The sequence below is a fragment of the Roseomonas marmotae genome (assembly GCF_017654485.1).
Classification (GTDB): Bacteria; Pseudomonadota; Alphaproteobacteria; order Acetobacterales; family Acetobacteraceae; genus Pseudoroseomonas; species Pseudoroseomonas marmotae.
In genome coordinates this window covers 1861533-1877232 of the sequence record NZ_CP061091.1, presented here as the reverse complement: position 1 = coordinate 1877232, position 15700 = coordinate 1861533, and the positions used below count along the sequence as shown (strand labels likewise).

The window sequence follows — 15700 nt, the reverse complement described above, 5'->3', positions numbered from 1 at the left end:
AACCCCCGGAGGCACCCGCCCCGGGGGTTTTCACTATGGCCCGGGGCTGTCACTTTGGGATGACGCGGTTCTCTCCCCCTCGACGGCCCGCCCCAAATGCCCCACGACCGGGGTGCTGAGGCTCCGGCGCGCGATGGCGGCCGGAGACGCAGCCCTGCCTGCCCCACGGATCCGGCGTGGCCAGGCGCATCAGCCTCGGGGAGTTGCCTGTCCCATGACCACCGCCACCCGCACCGAAACCGACAGCCTCGGCACCATCGAGATCGAGGAAGGCCGCTACTGGGGCCCGCAGACGGAACGCGCCCGGCGGCTGTTCCGAATCGGCACCGAGCGCTTCCCGCCCGTGCTGATCCGCGCCGTGGGCCTGCAGAAGCAGGCCTCGGCCGAGGCCAACAAGGCGCTTGGGGAACTGCCGGCCGAGATCGCCGATCCCATCATCGCCGCCGCGGCCGAGATCGTGGCGGGCCGGCGGAATGACGATTTCCCCCTTCCCGTCTGGCAGACCGGCAGCGGCACGCAGACGAACATGAACGCGAACGAGGTCATCTCGAACCGCGCCAATGAGATGCTGGGCCAGCCGCTGGGCACGCGGAAGCCGGTGCATCCCAACGACCACGTGAACCGCGGCCAGTCCTCCAACGACAGCTTCCCCACCGCCATGCATATCGCGGCGGCCGAGGCCGTGACGGGCCGGCTGGTGCCGGCGCTGCGGGTGCTGCACGGCGCGCTGTCCAGGCGGGCGGAGGAATGGAGCGGCGTCGTCAAGGTCGGCCGCACCCATCTGATGGATGCGGTTCCGGTGACGCTGGGGCAGGAATTCCACGCCTGGGCCAGCCAGATCGCCCATGGCATCGAACGTGTCGAAAGCACCCTGCCCCGCCTGCTGCGGCTGCCCCAGGGCGGCACCGCCACCGGCACCGGCCTGAACACCCATGCCGGTTTCGACCGCGCCTTCTGCGAGCGGGTCAGCGCCCTCACCGGCCTCGCCTTCACCGCCAACCCCGACAAGTTCGAGGGGATGGGCGCGCACGACGCCTTCGTCGAGCTGCACGGGGCGCTGAACGTGCTGGCGGTCTCCTGCAACAAGATCGCCAATGACATCCGGCTGCTCGGCAGCGGCCCGCGCAGCGGCTTCGCGGAGCTGTTCATCCCGGCGGATGGCCTCTCCTCCTCCATCATGCCCGGCAAGACCAACCCGACGCAGTCGGAGGCGCTGACCATGGTCTGCGCCCAGGTGATGGGCAACCAGACCACCGTCACCGTCGCCGGAGCCCAGGGGCATCTGGAGCTGAATGTCTTCAAGCCCGTCATCATCCAGGCGGTGCTGCAATCCACCACGCTTCTGGCCGACGCGGCCGAGAGCTTCGCCCACAACATGGTGGAGAAGCTGGAGCCCAACCTGCCCCGCATCGCCGAGAACCTGGCGAAGTCGCTGATGCTGGTGACGGTGCTGAATCCCCGCATCGGCTATGACAAGGCCGTCGCCATCGGGAAGCTGGCGTTGCGCGAGAACCTGACCCTGCGCGACGCGGCCGCGCAGCTGGGTTACGTGAAGCCTGACGATTTCGATGCCTGGGTGAAGCCCGAGGAGATGGTCGCCCCCGGCGCCAGCCTGCCGGGCGGGGGCGGCTGATTCCGCGGTGACCGGCGCGCATCTGGAGAAGCGCTCCTTCACCCTGGCCGGGCACCGCACCAGCGTGGCGCTGGAGCCTGCCTTCTGGCGCGCGCTGGAAGCCCTGGCCAGTGCCGAGGGCCGCAGCCTGGCCGCGCTGGTGCAGGCGGTGGACGGGGCGAGGCTGGAGGCGGAGATGCCGCTGGCCAGCGCGCTGCGGGTGCATGCGCTGGAACACCGGCCGGGCTAGCCCCCAGGGCTGGAGGCGCCACCAAAGCGGGCTATAAGATTCGCTGGCGAGGAAACGAAAGGCGGAATGATGTCGGGCGAATCCATCAGCGTCGCATTCGGCCGCGGCCACCTGCCCCTCCGGCTTGACGAGGCGCGTGACGTGACGGTCATCCGCAAGGCCGTGCTGCCCAAGCTGCCGGACCAGAAGGCGGCCATCCTCCAGGCCTTCCGGAACCCCGTCGGCGCCGCGCCGCTGGCCGAGCTGGCGAAGGGCAGGCGCAGCGCCTGCATCCTGATCTGCGACATCACCCGCCCCGTGCCGAACCGGCTCTTCCTGCGGCCGATGATCGAGACGCTGGTGGAGGGCGGCATCCCGCTGGACCGCATCACCGTGCTGGTCGCGACCGGCCTGCACCGCCCGAATGAGGGCGAGGAACTGGCCGAGCTGATCGGCGACTCCTGGGTGCTGGCGGAGGTGCGGGTGGAGAACCACTTCGCCCGCGACGACGCCGCGCATGTCGATCTCGGCCATACCCCTACGCGCGGCACGCCGGTGAAGATCGACCGCCGCTTCGTCGAGGCTGATCTCCGCATCGCCACCGGCCTGGTGGAGCCGCATTTCATGGCCGGCTGGTCCGGCGGGCGAAAGGTGGTGGCACCGGGCGTGGCTGGGCATGAGACCATCCGCACCTTCCACTCCGCGCGCTTCATGGAAGATCCGCTGGCGGTGCAGTGCAACCTCGTCGGCAACCCGCTGCATGAGGAGCAGCTGGAGATCGTGCGGATGATCGGCGAGATCCACGCGCTGAACACCGTGCTGGATGAGGACCGCGACCTCGTCCATGTCACCTTCGGCGAGATCATCGGAAGCCATCTGGCGGCGGTGGATTTCATCAGCGGCGCCACGCGCATCCCGGTGCCGCGCCGCTTCAGCACTGTCGTCACCTCCTCCGCCGGTTATCCGCTGGACAAGACTTACTACCAGACCATCAAGGGCATGGTGACGCCGCTGGATATCCTGGAGCCCGGCGGCACGCTGATCATCGCCTCCGAATGCTCTGAGGGCTTCGGCTCGCCCGAGTTCCGCGAGGCGCAGACGCGGCTGGTGGAGATGGGGCCGCAGAAGTTCCTGGCCATGATCAGCGCCAAGACCCTGGCCGACGTGGACGAGTGGCAGACGGAGATGCAGCTGAAGCCCATGCGGGTCGGCAAGGTCGTGCTCTACACCACCGGGCTGGACACGCGGGAGCGTGAGATCACGGGCGTCGAGATTTCGACATCCATTGATGCCAGCATCGCCGAAAGCCTGCGCCGTGGCGGCGATGGCGCCGTCGCGGTGATCCCGGAAGGTCCCTATGTCGTGCCGGTCTACCAGCCGGCATGACGGTGCCGGGGCATATCCATCTCGACCCCGTCGGGGGCATCGCCGGGGACATGTTCGTCGCCGCGATGCTGGATGCCTTCCCGGAGATCCGGGACCGCGTGCTGGCCGATCTGGCCCGCATCCTGCCGCCCGAGGCCGGGCAGCCGCGCCTGAGCGAAGGCCGCAGCGGCGCGGTGCGGGCGCTGCGCCTCAGGCTGGAGCCGCCGCCTTCCGCGCATCGCCATCATCACGCCCATGGCAGCTACCGGGAGATGGTGGAGCGGATCGGCGCCGCCGGGCTCAGCGAAAGCACGGCGGAACATGCCGCCGCCATCCTCACGCATCTCGCCCGTGCCGAGGCGCGCATCCATGACGTGCCGCTGGACGAGGTGCATTTCCACGAGATCGCGGACTGGGATTCGCTGATGGATGTGGTAGCAGCCGGCTCCATCGCCGCCGCCCTGCCCGGCGCGGGCTGGAGCGTCGCGCCCCTGCCCCGTGGCCATGGGCTGCTCCGCACCGAGCATGGAATGCTGCCGGTGCCCGCGCCCGCCACCGTCGAGATCCTGCAAGGTTTTTCCTGGCGCGACGACGGAATCGGCGGGGAGCGCGTGACGCCGACCGGCGCCGCCATCCTGAAGCACCTGGTGACGCAGGATGCGAAGGCGGAGGGCCGCCTCCTCGCCTCCGGAACCGGGGCCGGGACGCGGGAGCTGAAGGGCATGCCGAATATCCTGCGCGTGCTGGCCTTCGAGACCGCGCATCAGGGGCGCGAGCGGATCGCCGCGCTCTCCTTCGACGTGGACGACATGACGGGCGAGGAGATCGGCATCGCCGCCGAGCGTCTCCGGGAGATGCCGGGCGTGCGTGACCTCGCCATCGCCACGCTGATGGGCAAGAAGGGCCGCCCCATGCAGGGCTTCCGCCTGCTGGTGGAGCCGCAGGCGCTGGAGGCGGTGAAGACCCGCTGCCTCATGGAAACCTCCACCATCGGCTTGCGCTGGCACCTGGAGGAACGCGAGGTGCTGGACCGCCACGGCGCGGAACGGCGCGACGGCGGGCGGACCCTGCGCGTGAAATATGCCGCCCGCCCCGGTGGTGCCACGGCCAAGGTGGAGAGCGACGACCTCGCCGGCCTCGGCAGCTTCCGCGAGCGCCGAGCGGCGGGGCGGCGGCTGGAGGAGGCGCCGGAATGACACCGCCGCCCGAGGACCGGCTGCGCGAGGCACTGGGCGCCTATCCCCGGCTGACCATCGCCATCTCCGGCGGGGTGGACAGCATGACGCTGGCCTTCCTGGCGCATCGCTGGAATCCGGCGGGCATCTCCATGTTCCATGCCGTCTCCCCCGCCGTTCCGGCCTCGGCCACCGAGCGGGTGCGGCGTCATGCCGCGCGCCATGGCTGGGTGCTGGAGGTCGGGGATGCCGGCGAGTTCCAGGATGGCCGCTACCGCGCCAACCCGGTGGACCGCTGCTATTTCTGCAAGACCAATCTCTATGACCGCATCCGCGGCATGGTCGCGGGCACCATCGCCTCCGGCGCCAATCTCGACGACCTCGGCGACTACCGCCCTGGGCTGAAGGCGGCGGCGGAGCGGCGGATCGTGCATCCCTTCATCGAGGCGGGGATCGGCAAGGCCGATGTCCGGGCCCTGGCGCGGCGGCACGGGCTGGAGGATCTGGCGGAACTGCCGGCCCAGCCCTGCCTCTCCAGCCGGATCGAGACCGGCATCGCCATCGACGCCGGGGACCTGGCCTTCGTCGAGCTGGCCGAGGCCATGCTGGCCCGCCTGCTGCCGCCGGGCGCCACGCTGCGCTGCCGCGTGCTGCGCGAGGGCATCGTGGTCGAGGTGGATGCGGCGCATCTGGCCCTGCCTGGATTGCGGACGCGGGCGGAACATGCCTGCGCCGAGGCCGGGCGCGTCTTCGCGGGGTTGCGGCCTTATGAGCGGGGCTCCGCCTTCATCGGCAAGCCGGCCGTGCTGCATGCCTGATTTCGTGCTCGATTTCGGGCGGCGCGCCCGGACCGGCACGGCGGAGGCTATCCTCTGCGGCCACAAGACACCGGCGCAGATCGACGCCATTCTCGCCGCCGCCGCTCAGGCCGGGCAATCTGTGCTGCTGACGCGGCTGGACCCAGCCTGCTTCTCGGCACTCGACCCCGCGCACCATGCGCGGCTTTCCTACGACCCGCTGTCGCGTACCGCCGTGCTCGACGAGCCGGCGGCACCCGCCGTCCCGCAGCCGGGCATCGGCATCGTCACCGCCGGCACCTCGGACCTCGCCGTGGCTGGGGAAGCAGCGCGGACGCTGCGCTTCCATGGCTTCGACGCCCCCGTCATCGCCGACATCGGCGTGGCCGGGCTCTGGCGCCTGATGGAGCGGATCGAGGAGATCCGCCGCTTCCGCGTGGTCATCGCCATCGCCGGCATGGAGGGCGCGCTGTTCAGCGTGCTGGGCGGGCTGCTGGCGGCGCCGGTCATCGCGGTGCCCAGCTCGGTCGGCTACGGCGTCTCGGCCGGCGGGCGCGCGGCGCTGGATTCGGCGCTGTCCACCTGTGCGCCCGGCGTGGTGGCGGTGAATATCGACAACGGCTTCGGCGCCGCCTGCGCCGCCATCCTGGTGCTGCGGGCCGGCGGGCCGGCGCCGCAGCCGCAGGCCCCCTAAGGCCGCTCCGCCCGCCAGCGCAGCCAGTCCGCGAGGTCCGGCACCAGCCGGGGCTGGCGCAGCGGCCCGGCCATGCGCAGGCCGAAGGGCGGCCCCTCCGGCGGCATCAGCGTCAGCACGAGGTCGACGCCGCCATGGGCCAGGTCGATCTCGCCCGCGACACCGGCCGCTGCCTGATCGTTCAGCATCAGGCTGCCTTGTTCCACTTCAGCCCGGCCGGCGCGCAGGCGCAGCATGGCCTCCAGCCGGTCGAAGCCCGTGGCGCCGTTCAGCAAGGCGTGGCGCAGCTCCTTCTCGGCGGCATCGGGCTGGGAGGCCACCCTCAGCGCCGAGGCCAGGTCAGCCCCGGTCATCACGCCATTCCGCACCCCCAGCCGCGCCGCGCCTTCCAGCGTGGAGAGCATGGCCGCCGGGCTATGTCCGGTGGCCTTCAGGGAAACGTCACCCTCCAGCTGGCCGGTGCTGATATCCAGCGGCGTCCCGGCCAGCGGTCCGCCAAGGCCGATGCCTCCCAGCCGCGATTGCAGGTCCAGCATGGGGGGCACCGCCGTACTGTCCAGCGTGGCCGCCCCTTCCCATTGGCCGCCCCGCAGCATGGCCTGTGCCTGGTCCAGTTGCAGCACGCCGCCATTCAGCCGCAGGCTGCCGGTGAACTGCTGCATCGGCGGCAACCACGGCGCCAGCAGCTGCGCCGCGGTCACGGTCAGGTCGGCGTCCACCCAGCTCAGCGGCCAGAGGGGCAGCGGCTCCTCCCCGCCCTTCGGGGCCGGCAGGGGCAGCCGCTCCGCCTGCAACCGCCCGGTCAGGCGCGGGCGGGCGGCGGGGGCCAGGGCCAGTGTCAGCTGCCCGCCCAGCCGCGCCTCGCCGGCCACCATGTCGAAATGATCGGCCTGCGCGCCGCCCCTGCCAATACTGATGCCGGAGATGACGGAGAAGGAACCCTCCCCCAGCCAGAGCGGCAGCGGCAGGCCCAGCATCTCCGAAATCAGGCGCTGCGCGCCTGGGTGGCGCAGGGTCAGGGAGCCGGCATAGCGCGGCGCCAGCGCATCCAGCGTGCCATTGGCTTCCAGCCGGGCCTCGCCCAGGTCCAGCCCCGTCCGCAGCGCCAGGGCGTTCAAGGGACCGTTGGCGGAGACGCGCAGCGCCAGCGGCTGGTTCGTGATGGGGGCCGTCTCGTCCCAGGTGCCGGGCATGAAGGCCAGCAGCGGCCGCGCCACCGGGGCCGTCGCCTCCAGCGCCATGTCGGTCAGGCGGGCGGGCGCGCCGGAGGCGCCGGGGGCCATCGTGCCGCTCAATGCCAGATCGGCGCCCGCGATCCGCGCCGCGACACGGCGCGCCGTCAGCCGCCCACCCTCCAGTGCCGCATCGACGGACAGCCGCTCCATGGAGACGCCGCGCCACTGGGCCTGTTCGGCGGCCAGCCGCAGATTCGCGTCCCAGCCAGGGTTGCCGGTGGCCAGGGACAGCAGGTTCACCTGCTCCGGCAGCCAGCCATCCAGGTCCAGGTGGTCGAAATTCAGCCCCAGGCCCAGGGCCGGCCTCGCGCCGAAGCGCAGCACGCCCGCGCCGGAGACACGCGCGCCATCGATGGTGGCGACGAACTCGGGCATGGCGGCCTGGCTTTCCTCCAGCACCAGCCGCATCCGCCCCTCGCCCTGCCGCAGCAGCGTCGGATCGGTGGCATCCAGCCGCAGGCCCAGCGCCAGCAGCGTGGCGCGCAGCGCCGTGCCGTGGAAGCGGATGGCCATCTCCAGCTTGCGTCCCGCACCGCCAGCAGCAGGCAATCCCACCGTGGTGACGCCGGACATCTCGACCTCGGTATCGCCGGGCAGGATGGCGCTGATATCGGACAGCGTCAGCCTTTCGCCCTCGACGAAGGCGGCGGCGCGCAGCCGGCGGAGGGTGATGCCATGCAGCGTCGCGGCCTCGGCCGAGAGGTCGATGCCGAAGGGCAGCCGGGGTGCCGAGGCATTGCGGAGCGCCGCCACCCAGGGGTCCAGCACCACCCGCCCCGTGACCAGCGCCACGTCCAGCCGCGGCACCGGGGCCAGCCGCAGCGTGGCCGCGCCGCGCACCGGGCTGCCGCCGAGGTCCATGGTGAGTTCGCTGGCCGTCAGCAGGTCGGCGGTGGCGGAGAGCTTGCCGCGCAGCCGGAAGCTGCCGCCCGGCCCTGGCAGCAGCGCCGCCAGATCACTGCCGCCGCCCTGGATGCTGCCCTCGAAGCCGCCCTCCGGCAGCAGCACGCCGCTGGCCGAGAGGGAGGCACTGGCGGCCGAGACCGTCAGGTTCAGCGGCGCCGCGTCATCCCAGCCCGGACGGCCGATGGTGGTGCGGAAACTGGTATCCAGCCCGCGCCAGCGGAAGCGGCCGTCGATATTCAGCGCATCGGTGGCGCTGCCGGCGGCCAGTTCCGCCGTCACGTCGTCCAGCATCACGGAGCCGATGGCGATGCGGCTGTCCTCGATCCGGCCGCGCAACTCGGTCAGCCAGGGCGGCGGACGGAAGGACTGGCCGGAGGTAGGAGGCCAGGGCAGCCGGATCTCGGCGCCGACCAGCACCACCTCGCGCGGCTCCAGTTGCAGCCGCAGCAGCGCGCCCAGGTCCAGCCGCAGCCGCAACGCCTCCGCCTGGATGGAGATGCCGCCATCCGGCGCGCTGCCCTGCGCGCCGCCGATCGTCACGCCGCCGGCTTCCAGCATGGGCTGCGGCAGCAGGGTCAGCTTGACCGGGCCGGTCAGCATCACCGGCTGGCCCAGCCGGCCGGCAGCCAGGATGGCCAGCCGGTCGCGGTGCTCGTTCCAGTCGGTCATGCGGGGCACGAACCACAGCGCCGCCGCCAGCAGCAGCGGCAGTGCCAGCAGAAGCCCGAGCGCGATGCGGCGAAGCCAGGACATCAGGCGCCGGAAGCCTTCCCGCGCGCGGAAGCGGGGCCCCAGCCACCGCCGCCGGGGGTCTCCAGACCCAGCACCTCGCCCGCCGCCAGTTCGGCCCGGTCGCGGCCGCCCATCTCATGGAGGCTGCCGTCCAGCCGCTCCACCCACTGCCGGCCCGGCGCGCCGGGGGCGCCGCCATGGAGCCCATGCGGCGGCACCTCGCGGCGGGAGGCGACGATGATCGCCTGCATCGGCCGCAGGAAGCGGATGCGCCGCCGCGCGCCATCCCCGCCCCGCCACTGGCCGGCGCCGCCGGAGCCGCGGCGGATGGAGAATTCCTCCAGCCGCACGGGGTAGCGCAGTTCCAGGATCTCCGGGTCGGTCATCCGGGTATTGGTCATATGCGTCTGCACGGCCGATGCGCCGTCGAAGCCCGGGCCGGCACCGGTGCCGCCGCAGACCGTCTCGTAATACTGGTAGCGGTCATCTCCGAAGAGCAGGTTGTTCATGGTGGCCTGGGCGCTGGCGCAGACATCCAACGCCGCCAGCAGGGCATTGCAGACGGCCTGCGAGACCTCGGTATTGCCCGCCACCACGGCGGCGCCGGGGCGCGGCGAGAGGAAGGTGCCTTCGGGCAGCACGATCGCCAGCGGCACCAGGCAGCCGTCGTTCAACGGAATGTCGCCGCCCACCAGGCAACGGAAGCAGTAGAGCACCACGGCGCGCAGCACCGCCGGGGGCGCGTTGAAATTGCCAGGGCTCTGCTCGCCGGTGCCGGTGAAGTCGATGGTGGCGCTGCGGCGGGCACGGTCCACCCGCACGGCGACCCGCAGGGGGCGGCCGTCATCCATGGTATAGGCGAAGCTGCCGTCGGAGAGCTTCTCGATGGCCGAGCGGACGCTTTCCTCCGCATTGTCCATCACGTGGCGCATATAGGCGCGCACCGTCTCCAGCCCGAAATCGCGCACGGCGCGCTGCAATTCCTGCACGCCGGTCTCGTTGGCGGCGATCTGCGCCTTGATGTCGGCGATGTTCACATCCGGGCTGCGCGCCGGATATGTCGCGCCTTCCAGCAGGGCACGGAACTCGGCCTCGCGGATCGTGCCACCATCCACCAGCAGGAAATCGTCGATGACGACGCCCTCCTCCTCCAGCGTTCTGGATTCGGGCGGGGTGGAGCCTGGAGTCAGCCCGCCGATATCGGCATGGTGGCCGCGCGAGCCGACGAAGAACAGGATTTCCTTTCCATCCTCGTCGAAGACCGGCGTGATGACGGTGATGTCAGGAAGATGCGTGCCGCCGTTATAGGGGTTGTTCAGCGCCACCACGTCGCCGGGCTTCAGGGTGTCGCCGCGCGTGCGGATGACGGTGCGGACGCTCTCCCCCATCGCGCCCAGATGCACGGGCACATGCGGCGCATTGGCCACCAGCCGGCCCTCGGCATCGAAGAGCGCGCAGGAAAAATCCAGCCGTTCCTTGATATTCACGGAAAGCGAGGTGTTCTGCAGCACCGTGCCGGTCTGCTCGGCGATGCTCATGAAGAGGTTGTTGAAGAGTTCCAGCAGCACCGGGTCCGGCTTGCTGGCATCGGCCACCACGGCATTGGCGCGGGCGGCGGTGCGGCGCAGCACCAGGTGGTTCAACGGCGTGACCTCGGCGGTCCAGCCGGGCTCCACCACCGTGGTGGCGATGGCCTCGCGGATCAGCGCCGGGCCGGGGATGCGGTCGCCGGCCAGCAGGGCGTCGCGGTCGAAGACCGGGGCGGCATGCTCGGCGCCCGCGGTGAAGAGCGGCACGGTGGCCAGGGGCGCGGGGCTCTCGCCCGCCGGGCGCGGCGGCAGCGCGGGCTCAGCCATGGCCTCCCCGGCCGCGATGCTTTCCACCACGCAGGCTTCCACCACCACCGGGCGTTCCGGCGTGGCGAATCCGAAGCGGCGGCGATGCGCTTCCGTGAAGGCCTCCAGCACCGCGTCATGCTCTCCGAAGGGCACGGGCAGGAAGCTGTCGGTGCCGGCGTAGCGCAAGTGCAGCCGGCGCTCGGCGCGCAGGCGGGCGGCGTCGTTGCCCTGCGCCAGCAGGTCGGCGCGGCCCTGCTCGGCCAGGGCGTCCAGCCTGACGGCCAGTTCCGCCATGCCCTCGGGCCGCAGCGGGGTTTCCACCGCCGCCTCGCCGATCACGCTCTGGTCCGCCAGCCCCATGCCATAGGCGGAGAGCACGCCGGCGAAGGGATGGATGAACACCGTCTCCATCCCCAGCTCATCCGCCACCAGGCAGGCATGCTGGCCGCCGGCGCCGCCGAAGCACTGCAAGGCGAAGCGGGTGGCGTCATGCCCCTTCTGGATCGAGACCTGCTTGATGGCATGCGCCATATTGGCCACGGCGATGCGCAGGAAGCCCTCGGCCACGGCGCGCGGGTCCTGCGGCGCCTCGCCGGTGGCGGCGGCGATCTCCGCCGCCATGGCGGTGAATTTCTCCCGCACCACATCGGCATCCAGCGGCTGGTCGCCGCCGGGGCCAAAGATGGCGGGGAACTGGGCGGGCTGGATCTTGCCCACCATCACATTGGCATCCGTCACCGTCAGCGGCCCGCCGCGGCGGTAGCTGGCGGGCCCCGGCACCGCGCCCGCGGAGTCGGGGCCGACACGGAAGCGGGCGCCGTCGAAATGCAGGATGGAACCGCCGCCGGCCGCGACGGTGTTGATGGCCATCATCGGCGCCCGCATGCGGATGCCGGCCACCACCGTCTCGAAGGCGCGCTCAAAGGCACCGGCATAGAGCGCCACGTCGGTGGAGGTGCCGCCCATGTCGAAGCCGATGATGCGGTCGAAGCCTGCCATGGCCGCTGTGCGCGCGGCGCCGACGATGCCGCCCGCCGGGCCGGAGAGGATGGCGTCCTTGCCCTGGAACTTCTCCGCCAGTGTCAGCCCGCCGGAGGACTGCATGAAATACAGCCGCGCGGCCTCGCCCCCGGCTTCCGGGCGCAACTCGCCCGCCACCTGCTCCACGTAGCGGCGCAGGATGGGAGAGAGGTAGGCATCCACCACCGCCGTGTCGCCGCGCGGCACGATGCGCGGCAGCGGGCTGGCCTCGTGGCTGAGGCTGACCTGGGTGAAGCCGACCTCGCGCGCGATCTCGCCCAGCCGCTGCTCATGCGCCGGGTTGGTCCAGGCATGCATCAGCACCACGGCCACGGCGCGGATGCCGGCGGCGAAGCCGGCCTCCAGCGCCGCGCGGGCGGCGGCCTCGTCCAGCGGCGCGATCTCGGCGCGATCGGGGCCGATGCGGCCGCCGATCTCGGCCACCCGCTCGTGCAGCAGCTCCGGCAGCTTGATGTCGAGGTCGAAGAGCCGGGGCCGCGCCTGGTTGCCGATGCGCGCCATGTCGGCGAAGCCCTGGTTGACCAGCATCAGCACCCGCTCGCCCTTGCGCTCCAGCAGCGCGTTGGTGGCGACGGTGGTGCCCATCTTCACGGCCTCCACCACCCCCGGCGGAATGGCGGCGCCTTCCGGCAGGCCGAGGCAGGCGCGGATGCCCGCCACCGCCGCGTCGCGGTAGCGCTCCGGGTTCTCGGAGAGCAGCTTGCGGGTGGAAAGACGACCCTCGGGGTCACGGGCCACGATATCCGTGAAGGTACCGCCCCGGTCGACCCAGAACTGCCAGCCAGCCGCGCCCATCGTCATCTCCCGCCGTCTCGGTGCTGCGGGTGTGGCGCCGCCCCGCCCGGCATGCAACCCGTTTCCGTGGAGCGTATGCACGGCTTTGCGAGCAGCGCGGCACAGCCCGCCATGGCAGGCGGGCACGCGGCATGGTAGGGGGCTTGGGAATGACGCGGCAGGGAGCGGTGCGGGCTTGAGCCTCTGGGGCAAGATCATCGGCGGCGTGGCGGGCTTCGCGATGGGCGGGCCTTTCGGGGCGGTCATGGGGGCGGCGCTGGGCCATGCGGCCGAGACCAGCAGCCGCGCCCCGGATCTGGACCCGCGGCCGGAGCTGGCGGCGCAGATCCGCAACAAGGACCAGCTCTTCTCCATCGGCGTCATCGTGCTCTCCGCGAAGCTGGCCAAGAGCGATGGGCCGGTGAAGCGAGTGGAGATCGACGCCTTCAAGCGCGTCTTCCGCATCCCCGATGAGAATATGCGCGATGTCGGCCTGCTCTTCGACCGGGCGCGGGAGGAAGTGGGCGGCTACGAGCCCTTCGCCGCGCGGATGGGCGCGGTCTTCGCCGACCAGCCGCAGATGCTGGAGGAAGTGCTGGCCGCCCTGCACCATATCGCCAGGGCCGACGGGCCTCTGACGCGGGGCGAGGCCAATTTCCTCGCCCGCGTGCGGAGCGCCTTCCGGCTGGACGAAGCCGCGGCCGAGCGTGCCAGCGCCGGACGCCCCCGCACCGCCGAGCCGATCGGGGTGGACCCCTATTCCGTGCTGGGCGTGCCCGAGGGCTCCAGCGATGAGGAGGTGCGCCTGGCCTGGCGTAAGCTGATGCGGGAGCACCACCCCGACAGCCTGGCCGCCCGCGGCGTGCCGGAGGAGCTGATGCGCGGCGCGACCCGCAAGGTGGCGGAGATCAATGCCGCCTGGGACCGCATCAAGCGGGCCCGCAACCTGTGAGGGCGCCCCCCGGCATCCGGGAGCGCCTGAGCCCCAACCTGGATGAGCGCCCGGCCGGCACGCCCATCGACATGCTGGTGCTGCATTACACGGGCATGCAGTCCGCCGGGGCGGCGCTGGACCGGCTGTGCGACATCGCCCCGCCCGCGCCCCTGCCCCGCGTCTCCTGCCACTACCTGGTGGAGGAGGATGGGCGGGTCTGGCGCCTGGTGCCGGAGGAGAAGCGCGCCTGGCATGCCGGCATCTCCTGCTGGCGGGGGCATGAGACGCTGAACGGCCGCAGCATCGGCATCGAGATCGTCAATCCCGGGCATGAATGGGGCTACCGCCCCTTCCCCGCGCTGCAGATGGCCGCCGTGGCCGATCTCTGCCTGGAGATCCTGGCGCGGCACCCGATTCCGGCCCGCAACATCGTGGCGCATAGCGACATCGCGCCCGACCGCAAGCAGGACCCGGGCGAGTTGTTCGATTGGGAAGGCCTGGCGGCCAATGGCATCGGCTTCTGGCCCAGGGACGTGGACGGCAGCGACAATGACTGCCCGCCCGGCGGCATGGAACGCGCCGCCGCGTTGATGGCGCGAATCGGCTATCCGGTGGACCCGGCGCGGCCGGATCTGGCGCTGGTCGCCTTCCAGCGCCGCTTCCGCCAGGAACGGGTGGATGGCCGGGCCGATTCCGGCACCCTGGCCCGGCTGGAGGCCGTGCTCCGGCTGGCGGAGAGCGCCCCGGCCTGAGCGCCGCCACGGCATCGGCAGCCCTGGCCCATGCGACAATTGCCCATGGGGCGGATCGCTGGATAGTCTCACCTCATCAGGCAGGTAACCGACGGCCGGCCGGATCCGGTGATGATGCGCTGCCAAGTCGGATGAACGCAGCTCCAGCGAGGGATGCCGAGGATGTCTGATCTCCAGGATGCCGGGACGCCGCCCCCTGAGCACGGGGTGCTGACGCAGATCGAGATCGACCAGCGGGTCTTCGATCTCTACGACGAATATTGTCATGGCCGGATCGACCGCCGCACCTTCCTGCAAAGGGCCACCGTGGTCACCGCCGGCGGGCTCGCCATGGCCCAGGCGCTGCTGCCACGCTACGTGCAGGCGCAGACCGTTTCCTTCACGGATGAGCGGATCAAGGCCAATTATGTGACCTACCCCTCGCCCGGCGGCAATTCCGGCACGATGCGGGGTTATCTCGTGCAGCCGAGCGGGGCCGGGCCCTTCCCGGCGGTGCTCGTCATCCATGAGAACCGGGGCCTCAACCCCTATATCGAGGATGTCGCCCGGCGCCTCGCCATCGCAGGCTTCCTGGCACTGGCGCCCGACGGGCTCTTCCCCGCCGGCGGCTATCCCGGCAATGACGATGACGGGCGGGAGCTTCAGGCGAAGCTGGACCAGGCCAAGCTCCGGACGGATATGCTCAACAGCGCCCGCTATCTGAAGGCGCATCCGCTTTCCACCGGCAAGCTGGGGGTCACGGGCTTCTGCTGGGGCGGCGGCACCACGAACTTCCTCGCCACGGCCATGGGAGCCGATCTGAACGCGGCGGTGCCCTTCTACGGCGCGGCGGCGGAGACGGCCTCGGTGCCCGCCATCAAGGCGCCGCTGCTGGTTCATTACGCCGATAATGACGAGCGGATCAACGCCATGTGGCCGGGCTATGAAGCGGCCCTGAAAGCCGCTGGCGTTCCCTACGAGATGCGCCGCTATCCCGACACGCAGCACGGGTTCCACAACAATTCCACGCCGCGCTACAACGAAGCCGCCGCGAAGGAAGCCTGGGACCGGAGCGTCGCTTTCTTCAGACAGAATATCTCATGACCGCCATTCCCGGTCAGGCCCGCTTCGGGTCTGACCGGAGCCTGGCACCATGGATCGGCAGGAGCCCGTCCGTCTTCACCTCTTCCATGACCGCGTAGGTGCGCGTCTCCCGCACCCCGGGCAGGCCGAGCAGCACGTCACCGAGGAAGCGGCGATAGGCCGCCATGTCCTGGACACGGGTCTTGACCAGATAGTCGAAGCCACCCGCCACCATGTAGCATTCCAGCACCTCGGGCGCCCGGCTCACGGCCTCGGCGAAGCGGTCGAAGACATCGGGGGTGGTCTTGTCCAGCAGCACCTCCACGAAGACCATCAGGCCGAAACCCAGCCGATGCGGGTCCAGCCGGGCCCCGAACCCCGTGACCAGCCCTTCCTTCAGCAGCCGCCGCATCCGCTCGCTGGTGGCGGTGGGGGAAAGGCCGATGCGATCGGCGAGTTCCAGGTTGGTAATCCGCCCCTCGCGCTGGAGAATGGCCAGGATCATCCGGTCTAACTGGTCTATACCCTGCATCATTCACTATCCAGCCTGCATT

General features: G+C 71.1%; 12 protein-coding genes. 9 read left to right on the top strand and 3 right to left on the bottom strand.

All coding sequences use genetic code 11. The features are described from left to right. Positions 1–214: 214 nt before the first annotated feature. The 6 genes from IAI58_RS08835 to larB all read left to right on the top strand — a co-directional run bounded on the left by IAI58_RS08835 (position 215) and on the right by larB (position 5872). A complete protein-coding gene (locus tag IAI58_RS08835) occupies positions 215–1633 on the top strand; it encodes a class II fumarate hydratase (protein ID WP_207449089.1) in 1419 nt (472 codons plus the stop codon). Between the two features lie 7 nt (positions 1634–1640). Next, positions 1641–1862, top strand: a complete 222-nt coding sequence (locus tag IAI58_RS08830) for a ribbon-helix-helix domain-containing protein (protein WP_207449091.1) — start codon at positions 1641–1643, stop codon at positions 1860–1862. Positions 1863–1928: 66 nt separating this feature from the next. Beyond that, positions 1929–3227 (top strand): nickel-dependent lactate racemase family protein, encoded by a 1299-nt coding sequence (locus IAI58_RS08825; protein WP_207449093.1) that lies wholly within the window; start codon positions 1929–1931, stop codon positions 3225–3227. Further along, positions 3224–4402, top strand: a complete 1179-nt coding sequence (gene larC, locus IAI58_RS08820) for a nickel pincer cofactor biosynthesis protein LarC (RefSeq protein WP_207449095.1) — start codon at positions 3224–3226, stop codon at positions 4400–4402. Before IAI58_RS08825 ends, larC begins: the two co-directional genes overlap by 4 nt. After that, complete coding sequence (larE, locus tag IAI58_RS08815; RefSeq protein WP_207449097.1) at positions 4399–5199, top strand: ATP-dependent sacrificial sulfur transferase LarE; 801 nt, start codon at positions 4399–4401, stop codon at positions 5197–5199. The genes larC and larE overlap by 4 nt, the downstream gene beginning before the upstream one ends. Continuing rightward, positions 5192–5872: a nickel pincer cofactor biosynthesis protein LarB gene (larB, locus tag IAI58_RS08810; protein WP_207449098.1), complete on the top strand. Its 681-nt coding sequence runs from the start codon at positions 5192–5194 to the stop codon at positions 5870–5872. Before larE ends, larB begins: the two co-directional genes overlap by 8 nt. Here larB and IAI58_RS08805 read toward each other — a convergent pair. Further along, positions 5869–8766: an AsmA family protein gene (locus IAI58_RS08805; RefSeq protein ID WP_207449100.1), complete on the bottom strand. Its 2898-nt coding sequence runs from the start codon at positions 8764–8766 to the stop codon at positions 5869–5871. The two genes, larB and IAI58_RS08805, sit on opposite strands and share 4 nt — an antisense overlap. Beyond that, on the bottom strand, positions 8766–12425 hold the full coding sequence (locus IAI58_RS08800; RefSeq protein WP_207449102.1) for a hydantoinase B/oxoprolinase family protein: 3660 nt from the start codon (positions 12423–12425) through the stop codon (positions 8766–8768). Before IAI58_RS08800 ends, IAI58_RS08805 begins: the two co-directional genes overlap by 1 nt. A gap of 169 nt (positions 12426–12594) precedes the next feature. Here IAI58_RS08800 and IAI58_RS08795 point away from each other — a divergent pair, with 169 nt between their 5' ends. The 3 genes from IAI58_RS08795 (at position 12595) to IAI58_RS08785 (ending at position 15167) form a co-directional block, all read left to right on the top strand. Further along, entirely contained in the window at positions 12595–13350 is a 756-nt protein-coding gene (locus IAI58_RS08795; RefSeq protein WP_207449104.1) for a TerB family tellurite resistance protein, read from the top strand. Beyond that, positions 13347–14084 (top strand): N-acetylmuramoyl-L-alanine amidase, encoded by a 738-nt coding sequence (locus tag IAI58_RS08790; RefSeq protein ID WP_272877174.1) that lies wholly within the window; start codon positions 13347–13349, stop codon positions 14082–14084. The genes IAI58_RS08795 and IAI58_RS08790 overlap by 4 nt, the downstream gene beginning before the upstream one ends. Positions 14085–14246: 162 nt before the next feature. After that, positions 14247–15167, top strand: a complete 921-nt coding sequence (locus IAI58_RS08785) for a dienelactone hydrolase family protein (protein WP_207449106.1) — start codon at positions 14247–14249, stop codon at positions 15165–15167. A gap of 13 nt (positions 15168–15180) precedes the next feature. On the opposite strand, the gene IAI58_RS08780 is transcribed toward IAI58_RS08785, so the two are convergent. Continuing rightward, complete coding sequence (locus IAI58_RS08780; RefSeq protein ID WP_237182552.1) at positions 15181–15681, bottom strand: Lrp/AsnC ligand binding domain-containing protein; 501 nt, start codon at positions 15679–15681, stop codon at positions 15181–15183. Between the last annotated feature and the right edge of the window lie 19 nt (positions 15682–15700).